We start from the raw sequence: 15,319 nt of genomic DNA, 5'->3' as shown, positions 1-15,319 counted from the left end.
GTCGCAGCACCAGGTTCTGCCCTCGTGCACAGCGCCCTGCGGTTTCCGACCGGCGTCCAGCGCGGGGTTCATCTGGTACGCCACTGTCAGTACAGCTCGGGTCCGAGAGCGTCTCCGCGTTGCTACGGTCGATAACGTGGCGGTCGTGGCCCGGAGCCACGGTGTAGTTCGGGAGCGCCTTGCCGGGCCCGACGATCTCCGTGGGCTTGATCTTCTTGCCCTGCTCGACCGTGAGTCCGACAGACTGGCGAAGACCTATGCCGTCCTCCACGTAGAAGTAGCCCAAGGTGCCACTGGGCATCTGCATGTCTCCCGCGCCACGAACGTACCAGCCGTGGCCTGCGATGACGGCTTGACCGTCAGGGCGTCCGCCGGGGAGCCGCTCCGCAGCCGGGCCCACGCCCTTGCCGTGCGTGGGAATCTCGTGTCCGCGCAACTCGGATGCCACAGCGACACGCCGCCACCCTGTCAGGCCGTCCCACGAGGACGATCTGCTGGGTCAGTTCGTCGGCAGCTTCGGCGTAGAGGTCGGCGAGAGCGTCGCAGCCTTGCCGGCGGAGCATGTACTCCGCGCGGTAGAGGCGGTAGGCGGGGCGGACGGGGAGGTACTTGTCGACGAAGACGCCGGCGCCGCCGTTCTGGCCGGTGATGGCGTCGTAGGCGTCTCCGAGGAACTGGAAGGGCAGCTTCGGCCCTTGCGCGGAACCCTCGCCGAAGTCCCCCGGAATACGGCCGCACGGGGTCGACGAAGAACATATGGGCACCCCCCTGACGGCGTACACGCGGCAGTCGTCGATTCATGCCGGGGACCGGTGCTCGGTTCCTTGCGGTGCGGGTTGCTGCCCGGCGTCGCGGATGGCGCGGGCGGCGTTGATGAGTCCGATGTGGCTGAAGGCTTGAGGGAAGTTGCCGAGGGCCTCTCCCGTGGCGGGGTCGGTCTCCTCGGCGAGCAGGCCGACATCGTTGGCATGTGCGAGGGCGGTCTGGAACACCTGCCGTGCACGGACGACATGACCGGTCAGGGCGAGAGCGTGGGCGAGCCAGAAGGTGCACAGCAGGAAGGCTCCTTCCGCTTCCTCGATCTCGTCGCCGAGGTAGCGGCGGACCAGGCCGTTGCGGTCGGTGAGGTGGGTGGCGACGGCCAGCACGGTCGACACGACGCGCGGGTCGTGCGGAGGCAGGAAGCCGACGATGGGCAGCATCAGCGCCGATGCGTCCAGCTCATCACTGCCGAACGCCTGGGCGAAGGCCCCCAATCCGGCGTTCCAGCCGCGCTCTTCGACTGCTTGGCGGATGTTGTCCCGCTCATGCCGCCAGTGGGGTACGCGTTCGTCGGCCTGTAGCGCCGGTGCCATGGCAATGGCGCGATCCAGGGCGACCCAGCACATCAGTTTCGAGTGCAGGAAGTGTCTGCTCGGTCCGCGTCTCTCCCAGATGCCCTGGTCGGGCTCGGTCCAGCGACGGGCGGCCGTGTCGGCCGCCTCGACCAGGAAGGCGCGGGTGGGTGGGTCCAGGCGCTCTCCGGTTGGGAGGGTCTCGTGGGCGGCGTCGAGGAGTTCGCCGTAGACGTCGAGCTGGCGTTGGCGCCAGGCGTCGTTCCCGGTGCGCACGGGGGTGCTGTCGCGCCAACCGGCCAGGTGGGGCAGCAGCCGCTCGCTGAGGTCGTGTTCACCGCCGATGCCGTACATGATCTGCAGGTTCACGCCGCGGTGGAGCTGGGTTGCCGCGGCGCGGGCGAGGAAGCCGAAGAACTTGTCCTTCTCCTTCTCGCAGGCGGCGGTGGCGAGTGCTTGGAGGGTGAAGCTCGCGTCGCGGACCCAGGTGTAGCGGTAGTCCCAGTTACGTGTGCCGCCGGGGCGTTCGGGCAGTGAGGTGGTGGCCGCGGCCACGATTGCTCCCGTAGGGGCGAAGGTCAGTCCCCGCAGCACGCGTCCGCTGTGTGCCACCTCGTCCTGCCAGGGGCCGACGTAGCCCCGGTGCTGCCGGGACCACGAGCGCCAGCCCTCGACGGTGTCGTTCAGGCGCCGCTGGACGCGCCCCGCCCGCCAGCGCACCGGCTCGCTTCCCCACGCCGGCCCGACATGCAATGCGAAGCCGAGGCGGTCCGATGCCCGCAGGGTGAACCGGCCGTGCGCGGTGGAACCGCTTACCGTCAGCTCGACGGGGCTGGACAGCCGGAGCACGTGGGCGCCGCCGTACGCGACGAGCCCGCCCCGGACCGGTGTCAGGAGCGGATGGATCAGTCCGAACTCCGGGCGTGGCGCGTAGGCGATGTCGAGGGTCACCTGTCCTTCGGTGCAGGTGACCTGACGCAGCAGAATTCCGGGGGAGGCCTCGCCGAGTGCGTGTCCGCGCTCGCGCCGTCCCAGGGCGAGCGCGTCGCGTACAACTGCCGTGCCTCCGGTTGTCCGGAAGGTCGTCTCCAGGACAAGGGTCTCCTCGACGTAGCGGCGGCTGACGTCGGCGGGTCCGGCGGTGCGGATGGACCAGTGGCCGGCGTCCTCGTCGAGGAGCCGGGCGAAGATCGCCGGGCTGTCGAAGCGGGGAAGGCACAGCCAGTCCACCGAGCCCTCGGAGGTGACCAGGGCGGCCGAGCGGCAGTCGGACAGCAGGGCATGGTCACCGATCGGTCGCGCGCTCACCGACCGCAGCCCGTCTGCCCCGGGCTCGGCCAGGACGGTCTGAGCCGCCGCCATCGGGGCAGGCCCACATCAGGTGCCGGTCGGTGATCCATCACAGCCTCCCTGCGCAGCGAACTGACCTCACTCAAGCGGCACCATCGGCGGGCCGGACCTCCCGCCGCCGCTGTTGTCATGGCGGAGTACCACGATCCGGCGAGGCCGCCTGTTCGTCAGTCACCGGAGCCCGACCGATGTCCTCGCAGCCGGATCGTCGATCCCTCATCAGTCGGGACGCCCCCGGGCAGTGCGCTGAGGGCTCAGTGCAAGGAAGCTCCGGTGATCGCCCTGCCACTCGTCGGTGACGCCAAGGCCGAGTTCTGGCGCGATGCGGCGGAGCGCCGGAGCGCCGAGACGTGCCCAGGGAAACGGCGGACCCCGATGGCCATGGGTGTCTTCCACCCATGCGGTACAGCGCTCCGCAATGTCGATCGGCTCGACCTCGACGAGCAGGACACCCATCGGAGCGATGAGCTGTGTACACCGTCGGAGCAGGGCCCGGGGGTCGCCGCCGATACCGATGTTCCCATCGGCCAGCAGGAGGGTCTGCCAGGCTCCCTCACCAGGAAGGGCGGCGAACACCGACCGGCACAGTGCCGTCCCACCGAGAGCGATGGTGCGGGCGACCGCCCGCGGGGCAACGTCGATACCGACGGCGAAGATGCCCTGGTGCAGGAGCGCCCTGCACAGCCGGCCCGGTCCGCAGCCGACGTCCAGGACGGGGCCATCGCAGCGCTCCAGCAGGGTTTCGTCGGCCCTGGTGGGTTGTGCGTACCAGCGGTGCACAGGCAACCAGGTCCACCGTCCGTCCGTCAGCCGTAGGTACACCGGCCCGCCGCCGGTGCGCAGGGCCAGTGCGTAGGGGTCCTGGCGTGCGGGTCGGTTCTCCCTCGTCACGGAGGGCCGTCGGGGTCGGGCGGTGGGCGTTCCTCGTCGGCGCGGGCGGCCCGCCGGACGCGGCGAAGCCTGATCGCGAAGGCCACTGCGGAGGCGGCGAAGAGCACGCCGGTGATCGCCAGCCATCGGCCGAGGTAGACGTCGTAGGACAACCCGGTGTAACCGGGGTAGGGGACCGCCAGTCGGAAGATGAGGGGGAACCAGACCAGTAGGAGCAGACCGGCCAGGAAGGTGGGAACGCGCAGGTAGTTGATCCACGGCTCGTGCGGTACGCCGCCAAGTCGGTGCCGCAGGACGGAATGGGCGGACAGATCGGCGAGCGAGTACAGGGGCAGCAGGATCAGGTCGTGGAGGATGGCGGCACCGACGAACCAGATCGCCACCTCCAGCGGCTGGACGGCGAACAGGCGCACCATGGCGTAGCCGGTGAGGGCGAACGAGGCGATGAGGACGAGAAGGTGCAGGGGGCCGGAGCCGTACCAGCGGACGAATCGTGCCATGGTCACGTCCTGAAGGTGAGCCGGTGTACCCACTTGGTGTTGTTCACGCCGGGGTTGGCCGGGACGATGATGCGGGCCGGGTATCCGTGGTCGAGCGAGAGATATGCGCCGTTGACGCGGAGGGCGAGCAGCGCTCGGAGGTCGTGGATCTGGTTGCCCCGCAGCACCACTCTGGTGAACGGGCCGGGCGGTTGGATGGATTCGACCAGGACGCTTCCGGCGCCGGACATGCCGGTCATGGCGGCGAGGTCGGCCAGCCGTAGGCCGCTCCAGTGCTGGTCGTCGGTGGACCATCCCTCCACACAGGCGATCGGCAGTGCGGCGGCATGCTGCGGCATGGCCAGGAGCTGCTCGCGGGTGAAGACCAGTGGCGCTCCGCGTCCGTGGACCTCCAACCGCCAGTCCGGTCCGACGAGCGCGGGAGTGACACCGACGGCCGCCGCCGTCTTGTTGATCTGGAAGCCGTTCGGGCCCCTGCCCGGATCGCGGTTGTGCGGTGCGAGGAGCGCCGTGCCGCGCGTCCGGCCGCCGATGCTCTGTCCGGCGGTCACGGCGAGGAGGAGTAGCGATCCCGCTCCCACCATGCCCACCGCGCCGCGGCGGCTCATCGTCGGCGGGGCTGGTGCGGCTGCCACCAGGCCGTCGGGGTCGGGGGGTTCAGGCAGGGTGTGGGCGAGGTCGGTGCGCAGTTCGGCGCTCAGACTGCGAGAGCGCAGGGCACGTGTCATCCGGGCGAGTTTGAGGCCCACGTGGACGACGAATGCGGCGATGAACACCCAGGCGCCGTAGAAGTGCAGGCGGTAGAACGAGCCCGGGAAGACGTAGTAGAGCTGGATGTTGAGGATGCCGGTGACGAACTCGAAGATGACCCCGCCGACCAGCATCAGCAAGGACAGCCGCTCCAGGCCATGGGCGACGGAACGCACCGGCAGCCATTCGAACAGCTTCGGGATCACCGACCACAACTTCGCCAGTAGCACCGGCACCAGGACCACACCCAGTGTCACGTGCACGCCCTGGAGCAGCCGGTACAGCCAGTACGGGTGCGTGGGCCAGCTGAACAGATAGAAGCCCAGCACGCCCTTGTCGGGAGTCTTGTCATTGAGGGGGCTCAGCCCGGGGTTGTAGGAGGCGTAGGAGAGCAGTCCGGTGACGAACAGCAGCGGGATGCCGATCAGCAGCACCAGGCCGAACACCGAGGTCAGCCAGGGCCCGCGAATCGGACTACGCCAGAACCCGGGACGGAACGGACCCGGTGGCGGGGGCATCCGGCCGATGCGTCGCGCTGTCGCCCGGGTACGCGCGGTGGCAGCCGCCAGAGCAGCCTCCATGCGCTCACGCCACGCCCGCGTGCGCTCTCCGTCCGATCCCCGACGTTGCGGCCCACCGGACGGTGCCGGCCCCGACGGCCGTCCGCCACTTTCCATCGGCCCTCTCCTCCAGTCGCTGAGCCGCCCGTACGACGGGGCGGTCCCATACCTCGCCCCGTGCCTGACAGACAAGACATTCACAAGCTGACACAGGCCAGGCCGGCTGACCGGGCCTGAGGTGCATGCGGGTGTCTGTCACCAGCCGAACGGTCGAACAACTGCTTCAGGCAGTCCCCCAGTCCCCGTGCCCCGGGTCATGATGGAAAGGTGCGACGCCGCAGCGCACGGCACAGCGCCGCCGACCGGCCCGGCCACGCCACCCTGACCAGGCAGGCCGGCTGGTTCGCCGTGATCGGCGTCGCCTCCACAGCGGGTCAGGCCCTGCTGTACTGGGTGCTGCGCCGCTGGTCGCCTCCTCTCGTGGCCAATCTCGCCTCGCTCGGCGTCGTCACCCTCCTCAACACCGAGGCGAACCGGCGGCTGACCTTCTGCGGCTCTCCGGTCCGTGCCGTCCAGGCGCACCTTGCGGCAGGCGAATCCACCTCAGCCTCGCCGAAATCAGACGCCTGATCACCCGCCTCAACGACCGCGCTCCCACCCCGATCGATCACACCCTGCACTGGTCACACTGGCACCGACGACAACACCAAGCCCGCGTCAGTCGCTATAGACGACGCGGACACAGCCCATAGAACCGGCCACCCATCAGCACAAACACCGTTGCAGTACTGGGTTCTGGTTCTTCTGGTCGACAGGGGGCGGGCGTTACGGCAGCAGCTTGGCGCCCGCCCAGTCGGCGTGGTCGCTGTTGATGCCGTCGCCCGCGTCGGTGACCTTCAGGACCAGGGACTTCACGCCCTTGATGCTGACGTCGATGGACCGGGTCGGGCTCGCCGACGTCATCACCGCCGGGGTCTCGTACAACTTGGTGCCGTCGCCCCAGACTTCGAACCTGACGGTCGAGTTCGCGCTGACCTCGTCATCGACGCCCACGTCCGACCGGAACCGCGAGTAGGCGCCATTCAGGGTGTACGTGACGGTGCTGTTGGCGTGCGTGCCGATGCCCTTGGCGTACGCCGTGCCGTTCAGCCTGATCGGGTTCCCGTCGACGCTCCGGTCCTTGCGCAGGGTGCCGAAGTCGCTCCGGGCGTCGCTCCAGGTGAGATCACTCAGATCGACCGTCTGTCCGTTCCCGCTCGCGGCGGTGGTGACGGAGACGGCGGTGCTGGCGCCGGAGGCGTTCTGAGCGGCGTCCACCGCCTTGACGGTGAACGAGTACGGCGTCGAGGCCGACAGCCCCGTGGCGGTGAAGCTCGTGCCCGCGGACGAGCCGACGAGCGTGGTGCCCTGGTAGATCTGGTAGCCGGTCACACCGACGTCGTCGGTCGAGGCCGTCCACTTCAGGTCCACGCTGTTCGAGGTCACGTTGCCCGCCGTCAGGCCGGTCGGCACGCTGGGGGCCGTGGTGTCTCCGACCGTGGTGCCGGCGCTCGCGGTCACGGACGCGCCGGCGGCCACCGGGACGGTCACGTAGGAGACCGTCTGGCCGTAGAGCGACTTGGTCCGCGGCGTCTGCGCGACACCGTTCACGGTGATCGTGGAGGGGGTTCCGTAGAACTGGGCCTCCCAGGTAACGGTGGAGCCGGAGTTGTTGGTCAGCGTGGAGGCTGTCGTACCGGTGTGCTTGAGCTTGAGGTCGTTGTCACCGACCTTGAGATGGTCGATCTCCACCCACGGCGTCTCGGAGGTCAGCCGGGGGACGGTGGCCACCTTGTTGTGCGGGGCGTCCGGCTGAACGCCCATCATGCCGTCGATGACGCTGCTGACCGCGAGGAACGAGATCTCCGGGTAGCCGTCGCGGCCGGTCATGAGCTTCTTGAGCCAGGCCCAGCCCTCCGCGGACCGGTTGTACTGGTAGTACATCTCCGGCAGGTAGGAGGTCGCCTCGACGTTCAGGTTGTCGTCGTTGGCGGCGATGAAGTCCAGGTAGCTGTTGGTCCTGGCGCCGTGGTCGCCCAGCCCGGTCAGCATCATCAGGAAGCTGGCCTCGTGGCCCCAGCTGCTGTAGCCCGTACCGGCCGCGTCCTTGCCGCGGAAGTACCGGTTGTTCGACGCGTCCCACCACTTCGACTCGAAGTCGTCACGCACCCGCTGGGCCCGGTCGTCCCACTTCGAGCTGTTGGCGGTGTCGCCCTTCGCCTTCAGGATCTCCGAGTAGGCCAGCATCGACTGGTACTGGTAGCCGAGCGAGTCGGCCGCCGAGACCAGGTTCTCGTTCGGGAACTCGAAGTACGTCGCCGTGTACTCTCCGGGCTGCTTCTTCGAGACCGGCTGCTCACTGGACGGGTTCGCGTCGTTCCACACCACCTCGTGGTTGGTCAGGAACTGCCCCATCGTCGAGTCGTAGTACGCGGAGAGGGTCGGATCGTTGATCCAGTCCGAATTGCCCGTCCACTGGTACTGCTTGTACGCCTTGGCCATCACGTTGAACGGTGACGGCAACTCCCGGAACCCGGTGCCGTCGATGTAGTACATGGCGCCGTACGAGCTGTGTGCCCACAACGGCCAGCCGTTCTGGCCCGGATCGTCGGCGTCGTCGGCGAAGGTCCTCAGCATGTTGAAGGTCTCGGTATCCAGGCCGAGCGCGTGCGCGCCGTCGGACTGGTGGGAGATGTCCCGGTTGTAGAAGGACTCCCGGTTGGTGTACGCACCCCAGTAGCCGGGGGTCACCGAGGTGTGGGTGGAGTCCTTGAGGCGCCACCACTCCGGTTCGTGCCCCATCATCGGGTTGCCCGGGTAGAAGGTCATGCCAAGGGCCCGGTTCTTGCCCCAGTCGAAGCCGTCGTTCAGCGTCGTGTTCGGCGAGTTGATGGTCAGTGTGCTGGTCGGTGGACCGACGTGGGCCTGGATCGTGATCCTGTCGACGCGCGGCACCTCGCCGGCGGAGGTGGCCGTCAGCTCGATGGCGTCACCGGCCTTGAGCGTGACCTTGCTCGACGTCCGGGTGTCGATATTCACCGGGTCGGTGTAGTCACGGCCGTAGCGCAGGGACGTCGACCAGGAATCGACCTGGGTGGAGTTCACGGAGAGCTTGTACGTCACTCCGTTCGCGGTCTTGCCGTTGTAGCGCGTGATGAGGTCGTACGTCCCGTCGGCGCCGTTGAAGGTCGTCCTGGCGGTGCTCGTCTGTCCCGACGCGCCTCGGGCGTAGGTGACGTTGTCGACCGACCTGCCGTTCCAGGTGTGGTCCACGGTCTCCGTCGCGAAGTTGGTCAGCGACATGTTCTCGACTTCGAGCACGTAGGGCCCTGCCACGGACCCCGCCGCCGCGGGTGAAACGGGCAGGGCTGTCGCGGTGCCGACCGTTGCCAGTACGGCGGATAATGCACAAGCCAATCGACGCATGCGTGATCGATCCTTTCGAGTGGGGGGCGTTCCTCGTTCCGAGGACGGTCGACCTCAACCGCCCAGCCGTGGGGTGTGGAACGTGCCGGGCGGAGCGCTCCCGGCGGCCGCCGGCGGCTCCATCCGCTGCACGCCATGTTGGAAGAAGTTGACCTGTGTTGCATATTGAGTACTTCCCGGCGAAGTGCTGTCAATAGCTGTGACTGGCTTGGCCGTTGCGCTTTCACTCCCGTGCAGACCTGACCCCCATCCCGATCCCGATCGCGTCGGCCCGGATGATGTCGATTCTCTGCAGGTCAGCGACGTGACGTGATCGGGCGGCACTGAGTGGCCAAGTCAGGACGACCCCACCGGGAACGCTTCGCGCGACCCGGGCTCGATCGTCAACTTGCGAAGGATGCCTGATGCCCGTTCAGAAAAGTTTCAATGTGATATTGCATGCCGCGACAAGCGTGAGTAGTGTCCTGGTCCGCAAGGCTCATCACCGCACAACCAGGCTGGCGCGTCAGGGCCGGGAGGGGCCAGGTTCCGGGCCAGCGCTGTGCCGAACTGGTCGGTGGGCCGCTGGACGGCCTGTTGCTCGACATCACCGGCTGGACGCAGGAAGAGATCGACAGCAGTGTCACCTCGTGGGTGACGGGCTTGTTGTATCCGCTGCTGCCGATGGGGCAGCAGCACTGACCGCCTATTTCGCGGTGCGGTCGGTCCGCCGAGGACGGAGACCGGCTGAGTCAAGCGCCGGGTCATGAGCGTGATGGCGGCCCAGGTGATCAAGGCCTCGGAGCGCTGGACGAGCCGCTCGTAATCCCTCACCAGGCGGCCTGTCAGCTCGGCGGTCTCGGCGCCGTCACGCATCGTCCTGTTCTGGTCCAGGGCGGGATGCCAGAGGCGGTCGGGCATGGCACGGGCAGCGCGGCGGACCGGCTCGGTGATCGCGTATCCGACCGAGAAGAAGGTACGGATCGAACAGCACTCCCGGCCCCGAGCTGCGGGTGTAGTCGGCGAGTTGCTCCAGCGTGGACGCGTTGTGTCCGGTGGCCACTCCTGAGGGCCCGGCTGCCACGAGAACAACGGGCAGGGCTGACTTCATGTCCCCAGCCTTGCCTGACCTCGCCCGAACCGGGAGGCACCATCCAAGTACAGGGTGTCACTGGGCGGCGTGTCGCTCACCGCGATTTTGTCGGTCCGGCCTGGGCCGCCGTTGGCCGTCGGGAAAGACGTCTCGCGCTCTGCTCACAGGCCGGGTGCCTGGAAGCCGTTCAGGTACCAGAAGGCGGCGGCGTACCAGATCAGGGCGATCGCGGTGACGAGGGTTCCTCCAGCCAGAGGGAGTGCCCAGCTGGGCCAGTGGCGGTGGCGGACCACGATGACCTTGGCGACGAAGGCCCCGTAGAGGAAGCAGCCGGTGAGCGAGTGCAGCGCCACGCGGGTGTCGGTCAGCTGGACGCCGTAGGTGGTGATGCAGTGCTGAGCGATGGGGAGGGAGAGGAGGAAGGCGGTCAGACCGATGAGGCGGTGCGTCGTGTTGACCCGGTGCGGTGCGGTTCGCAGTGCGGGCAGGCGGCCGTACATCCAGAGTGCGAGAAGTAGCTGAATCAGCGCCAGGCCCAGCAGTGCGGAGCCGAGTTGGGCTTTGAGCAGTCTGGCGTCGTCGCCGCGCTGCCCGAAGATGCTGTTCTCGTAGGCGGGGGTGTGTACCCGGCCGTACCAGTAGAGGCCGACCGTGACCGCGACGGGCAGGAGCATCCACAGGACGTCGTAGAGCCGTCGGTGGTTGGCAGGGTGAGCGAGGTCGTCCACGTGATCAGCCACCCCCGCTCCCGATTTTGCCGCCTTGGAGCTGTACGGCACACCACGTGGTGCCGAGCGCGGCGCTGGGAGTGCCGGTGGCGCGGACCGACGGCCCGGGGACAAAGCTCGGATCGATGCGGGCGGATGCGACCGCCGCCGGTGCGGGCTGCGGGCTCACGGCGATCGTCGCCCTTCTGCCGCCGGAGCAACCGTTGTGCACCATGGCGCGCATGGCGTCAACGGTGACCCAGGCGGTCGCGAGGTGAGAGTTTCTCAACAGGTTCTCCAGGCATTGCGGGCCGATCTCGCCAGTACGTCCGAAGAGTCCCTGCCGGGTCCAGTCGGCGCGCCAGCAGGTACGCGAATCGAGGAGAGCGGTTGGGCCGGACAGCCGATGAGAGCGACATGCCGACCCAGGTGAAGGAGGGGCCGTGTTCGTAGAGCCATAGGTGCCCGGGCTTCGGACCCCCTACGGCATCGGGCAGGACGACGAGGGCGAGCGGGCGGACATGGCCGAAGTGCGGCCCTTCGCAGGTGTACGACGGTGATCGGAGCGCGTTGCGCGGGCTGGAGCCCGCAGCGGAGATAGGCCTCGCGTGTGGTGATGTGCAGTCATCAAGGCTGCGAAAAACGTGAATTGAGGTGAGGTCTCGCAGTATGAGACCAGGTGGATCTCTGCGTTGAGCAACATCTTTTATGTGTCGTCACCTGGAAGCTGGGGCGTGCCCGGTTTTGACAGGGTGGGGAGGCAGCCGCGTTCGAAGCGGGCCTCCGGCACGGACGATCGGGCACCTTCAGGTGCGCTGCCGGACGCCCCTGCCGATGCGGCCATGCTCGTCGCCTGCTGACCGGCGCGCAGGCCGTCGCGAGCCATACGTGCCCCGCGCGCCGACCCGGCCTCAGCCGCGACGCTGCGCGCCCAAGCACTCGTAGGTCGCTGATCTCGCATGTCCATGCATCGTCGCCGATGGATACTCTGCGATGACGTGTTCTCTTACCTGGCTTGAGGGTTCGGAGTCATGGTCTGTGGAACGACGGGTCGTGCTGCTCGCCGAGTACGGCCTGTCCGATGGTCGCCAGGACGTGGTCGTCGTTGTCATGGAGCTCGTAGAAGGTCAGGTCGCGCAGGATCCGCTCCACGGGGCTCGGGCGGATCAGGCTGCGGGCACCGCACGCGCGGATGACATGGTGCACCGTCTCTTCCGCCAAATGCTCGATCACATGCCAGGCCCTGCTGCCGGCGATCCGTGCCTCCTCGACCCTGCCTTCGTCCCACAGACCGGCGACGTAGCGCAACCAGAGGCGGGCGGTGTCGATGTTGACCGCCATGCTGCCCACCCGCTGCTGCACATGGGGATCACCGCCCTTGCCCTGCCGCATCAGGTACCCGAGCCCGTATTCGTTCGCGGCCAGAGCGCCCCCGAGGAAGCTGGCAGCGTAGTGCGGGATGAAAGCGGTCTGCCAGTGCCCTTCGAAGTAGGCGCCGGGGCGGCCGATGAGATGCTCGCGCGGTACGAAGGTGTCGTGGAACCGCACCACATGGCTGACCGTCGCGCGCATGCCGATCGGGTCCCACCACGAACTGTCCACAGTCACAGTCGGGTCGGACAGGTCGCAGGCGAGCAGCAGGAGCCTTCCGTGGGCCCCTCGGCTGTGCCGGGCACCGCCGGGGCCGGCCGTATCGACGAGCAGGATCGCCCACTGGGCTCCGGTGGCGCTGGTGGCGAACGCCTTGCTGCCGCGGAGGGTCCAGCCGCTGCGGACGGGTGTCAGCATGGTGCCGAAGCGACCGCTCTCGCCCGGCTTGAGGGCCTGGGGTTCGCCGCTCCAGGCGGCCCATTTCTCTCCGTGTTCGACCACGCCGGTGAACCAGTGTCGCTTCTGCTCCGGGCCGGCCAGGGCGTCGATGAGGACGAGTGCGTTGGCGTGCCCCTCCCAGCAGCGGGCCAGTGACAGATCGGCCTTGGCCAGCGTGGTGGTCATCTCCCACAAGGGCAGGGTGTTGCGCTGCTGGGGGCCGTAGCCCAGGCCGCCGTGCTCCCGCGGCACAGGGGCGGCCAGGAACCCGCCGGAGAACAGATCGTCGAAGTCCTCGGCGGGGAAGACGGCCCTGCGGTCGTATTCCTCGGCGCGGGGGGCGAAGTTGTCCGCGGCCAGCTTCGCCACGGCGTCGAGAACGACCCGGTCGCCCCCGGCCACCGGACCGCGGGCCGGACCGTGGCCCAGGTCGCCGGTCATAGCAGGACGGCCCCTTCCGAACGGTAGAAGTGGGCGCGGTACATCACGTTCGGTATCTGCGGACCGACGCTATGGACGGTATGGACGGTATGGACATCGATGGTCAGCAGGCCGCGATTGAGGTAACCGCAGAGGATGACCTGACGGGAGCCGAGCAGACCTTCGGCGAGGAAGGCCACGGCCTCGGAGGCGTCCATGTCATCGGCCAGCGGCACGGCGGGCAGGGTGGCGCCGGCGACGGGCGTCGTGGTCGGTACGAGCGCCTCTTGTGACGGGGCCGGTTCGCCGCGCTCAGTGATCCGCAGCATGAGCCGGCTGCCGTCGACCGCGGCATCGACCAGGTCGATACCCGTGGCGGTGGTGTCGAAGTTGACCCAGCCACCGACCAGCGGCGCCGCATCGACCGTCCGTGCCGTCATGCCCGCCCCACCGCCCTGTGGAAGAACGAGCGGGCCCAGTGGTCGGCCCTCCCGCCGCCATCGCTGAAGATATTGCTCGTGGTGGCCACCAGGATGCCCGTCTTGTGGTAGGCGCACAGGACAGTGCGCAGACAGCCGAAGTTGTAGATCGCCGAGAACGACCAGGCGGCCGATGGGGTTCCTGGCGCGGTGTACACGACCGCCGACACCTCACCCCAGTCGCGCGGCTGCGGGCTGCCGGTGCCGATGGCCCTGACGAACAGGCCGTTCTCGTGCCACGTCACGTTCAGCCGGAGGGCGCCCTTCGAACTGCCCTGGTCGGTGTTGACCCAGTCGCCCAGCAGAGCCGAGACGTCGGGGGCGTCCGGCGGCCGCGGTGCGGCCGGTCCGGCGGGGGAGGCCGAACGGGTCGTCATGGCGCCTCCCCGCTCGTGGGTCGCATCGGGGACTGCGACGGGGGCGAATCCCCCGGCTCGGTGAGGTCGTGGACGTCGGCGCGCTCGACCTGGCTGAAGCAGAGGGAGCGCAGTGGCAACGCATCGGGGAACGGATGGCCTGTCAAGAGCGGGAATTGTTCGCTCACTTCGACGAGCAGGACGTCCCAGCCGTCGATGCCGACCAGTCCGCGGGCGCGGGTGGCACTCATGAGCGCCGTCGGCGGATCGCGGTAGACCATTTCCAACACCGCCGCGTCCGGGTCGACGGCGGCAACCGGAAACGGTTGCCTTTCCGCCAGGGGCGTGGCGTGGACGAGCACAGCGTGTCCTGCCGGGGAGAACCGGGAGAGCGGTACGTAGGGAGCCCCGAGGCGCGAGGAGGCTTCCCGGCCTCGTGCATGCCCCCGGTTGACCAGGGTCACCCGGGCTCCGGCCTGGAGCAGGGCCAGCGCGACGGCCTGCCCGGTGCTGCCGCAACCGATGACGGCGGCCCTGCGGCCGCTGGGATCGACCCCGGCTCGGGCAAGGACGTGCAGGGCAGCGGCGGTGTCGGTGGTGCCCGCCCGCCAGCGCCCGGCATCGAGCCACAGAACGTTGGCCGCGCCGCAGCGCAGCGCCTGCGGGCCGACGATGTCGGCCACTTCGACCGCGCTCTGCTTGTGGGGAGCGGTCACGGTCAGCCCACGTAGCGGCAGCCGGGCCAGCGCCCCGAAGCCGTTGGCCCAGTGCCAGAAGCGGGGGAACGTGTCCACCTGGAAGGGCAGGTAGAGCGCGGGCAGCCGCAGCTCCCGCAACGCCGCATTGTGCAGCCGGGGTGACAGCGAGCGTCCCGAGGCATGGCCGGCAATGCCGAACAGGGCGCTGAGCGGTGGCAGAGCGGGCAATCCGTAGTCGGTCAGGAGTTGGCCCACGCTCGGCATTCCGTCCGCCCCCGGGGCACCGGCCCGGCCAAAGGCAAGGGGCGCGCCCAACCACGGCGCCAGCACCCGGGTCCAGGTACCGGCCGGACCGGACGCGAATGCCGTCACGTCGGAGCGCCCGAGCCCGGTGAGCAGCAGCAGCGAGGCCGACCCGTACTGGGTTCCCGACTGCGGCACGAGGAGGTACAGCAGCGCAGGTGTGGTGGCCATCGCGGCGAACCGCTCCCGCAGTTCCGCGGATGCCTCCAGCACGTCTGCCCCGCGGTCGGCGCTCCGCTCGGGGCGTGCGGGTTCGGGCTGGTGCCAGGAGACGCGCCGCTGCCGGGCGGGGATGCCCGCCAGCAGTTCCGGGACCAGGTCGTCCACGGCCTCCAGATCGACCACGTCATAGTGGTCCGCCGCGCGGAGGAGCCGGGTGCGGCGTTCGACCGGGCCGGCAGCCGAGCGACCGCCGTGGCCCGGGGTGCGCAGGCTGTAGGTCACTGGCCCGGTGAAGTGTCGGCGCAGCCGGTGCGGATCGGGGTCGCCGACCAGGTCGGCACGCACCTCCAGCGCGTCGGCCACCCCTGCGAGGCCGCGCAGGCGAGGCGTGGTGAGATCCTCAGGTTGGGCGATCACCGCGACTATGTGAGCCCGCCGCGTGACGGCGGCATCGCACCCGTTC

The 15,319-nt window shown here is 68.8% G+C and carries 13 protein-coding genes and 2 pseudogenes; 2 read left to right on the top strand and 13 right to left on the bottom strand.

Annotated features, from left to right (window positions below):
* Positions 1-148: 148 nt before the first annotated feature.
* The 6 genes and pseudogenes from OG611_RS40680 to OG611_RS23570 form a co-directional block, all read right to left on the bottom strand.
* Positions 149-400 (bottom strand): annotated as a pseudogene (locus tag OG611_RS40680) (putative adhesin); the annotation flags it as partial.
* A complete protein-coding gene (locus OG611_RS23590; RefSeq protein ID WP_266423491.1) occupies positions 360-764 on the bottom strand; it encodes a hypothetical protein in 405 nt (134 codons plus the stop codon). The pseudogene OG611_RS40680 and the gene OG611_RS23590, both read right to left, overlap by 41 nt.
* Before the next feature lie 33 nt (positions 765-797).
* Complete coding sequence (locus tag OG611_RS23585; protein ID WP_266423488.1) at positions 798-2,696, bottom strand: glycoside hydrolase family 15 protein; 1,899 nt, start codon at positions 2,694-2,696, stop codon at positions 798-800.
* A gap of 207 nt (positions 2,697-2,903) precedes the next feature.
* Positions 2,904-3,575, bottom strand: a complete 672-nt coding sequence (locus OG611_RS23580; RefSeq protein ID WP_266423485.1) for a class I SAM-dependent methyltransferase — start codon at positions 3,573-3,575, stop codon at positions 2,904-2,906.
* Positions 3,572-4,075 carry a hypothetical protein gene (locus OG611_RS23575; RefSeq protein WP_266423482.1) on the bottom strand — a complete coding sequence of 168 codons (504 nt, stop codon included), beginning with the start codon at positions 4,073-4,075 and terminating at the stop codon, positions 3,572-3,574. Before OG611_RS23575 ends, OG611_RS23580 begins: the two co-directional genes overlap by 4 nt.
* A gap of 2 nt (positions 4,076-4,077) precedes the next feature.
* Positions 4,078-5,343: a molybdopterin-dependent oxidoreductase gene (locus OG611_RS23570; RefSeq protein WP_266426160.1), complete on the bottom strand. Its 1,266-nt coding sequence runs from the start codon at positions 5,341-5,343 to the stop codon at positions 4,078-4,080.
* A gap of 369 nt (positions 5,344-5,712) precedes the next feature.
* Here OG611_RS23570 and OG611_RS23565 point away from each other — a divergent pair, with 369 nt between their 5' ends.
* Entirely contained in the window at positions 5,713-6,015 is a 303-nt protein-coding gene (locus OG611_RS23565) for a hypothetical protein (protein WP_266423479.1), read from the top strand.
* A gap of 195 nt (positions 6,016-6,210) precedes the next feature.
* Here the strand turns inward: OG611_RS23565 and OG611_RS23560 are convergent, their stop codons facing one another.
* Positions 6,211-8,760: an NPCBM/NEW2 domain-containing protein gene (locus OG611_RS23560; protein ID WP_266423473.1), complete on the bottom strand. Its 2,550-nt coding sequence runs from the start codon at positions 8,758-8,760 to the stop codon at positions 6,211-6,213.
* 549 nt (positions 8,761-9,309) lie between these two features.
* Between OG611_RS23560 and OG611_RS23555 the strand changes: the two genes are divergently transcribed.
* Entirely contained in the window at positions 9,310-9,531 is a 222-nt protein-coding gene (locus OG611_RS23555; RefSeq protein WP_323180216.1) for a hypothetical protein, read from the top strand.
* A gap of 138 nt (positions 9,532-9,669) precedes the next feature.
* Here OG611_RS23555 and OG611_RS23550 read toward each other — a convergent pair.
* From OG611_RS23550 to OG611_RS23525, 6 genes and pseudogenes are all read right to left on the bottom strand, one after another.
* Positions 9,670-9,813 (bottom strand): annotated as a pseudogene (locus OG611_RS23550) (IS1380 family transposase); the annotation flags it as partial.
* 270 nt (positions 9,814-10,083) lie between these two features.
* Positions 10,084-10,662 (bottom strand): DUF6529 family protein, encoded by a 579-nt coding sequence (locus OG611_RS23545; protein ID WP_266423470.1) that lies wholly within the window; start codon positions 10,660-10,662, stop codon positions 10,084-10,086.
* Positions 10,663-11,658: 996 nt separating this feature from the next.
* On the bottom strand, positions 11,659-12,879 hold the full coding sequence (locus tag OG611_RS23540) for an acyl-CoA dehydrogenase family protein (protein ID WP_266423468.1): 1,221 nt from the start codon (positions 12,877-12,879) through the stop codon (positions 11,659-11,661).
* Positions 12,876-13,298, bottom strand: coding sequence for a hypothetical protein (locus OG611_RS23535; protein WP_266423465.1), 423 nt, complete (start codon positions 13,296-13,298; stop codon positions 12,876-12,878). The genes OG611_RS23540 and OG611_RS23535 overlap by 4 nt, the downstream gene beginning before the upstream one ends.
* Entirely contained in the window at positions 13,295-13,714 is a 420-nt protein-coding gene (locus OG611_RS23530; protein WP_266423462.1) for a hypothetical protein, read from the bottom strand. Before OG611_RS23530 ends, OG611_RS23535 begins: the two co-directional genes overlap by 4 nt.
* Positions 13,711-15,273, bottom strand: a complete 1,563-nt coding sequence (locus tag OG611_RS23525) for a type I 3-dehydroquinate dehydratase (protein ID WP_266423460.1) — start codon at positions 15,271-15,273, stop codon at positions 13,711-13,713. The genes OG611_RS23530 and OG611_RS23525 overlap by 4 nt, the downstream gene beginning before the upstream one ends.
* Positions 15,274-15,319 lie beyond the last annotated feature (46 nt).

The organism is Streptomyces sp. NBC_01363 (assembly GCF_026340595.1).
Lineage (GTDB): Bacteria > Actinomycetota > Actinomycetes > Streptomycetales > Streptomycetaceae > Streptomyces.
The sequence above is the reverse complement of the archived record's forward strand: the minus strand, read 5'-3'. Positions and strand labels throughout refer to the sequence as shown.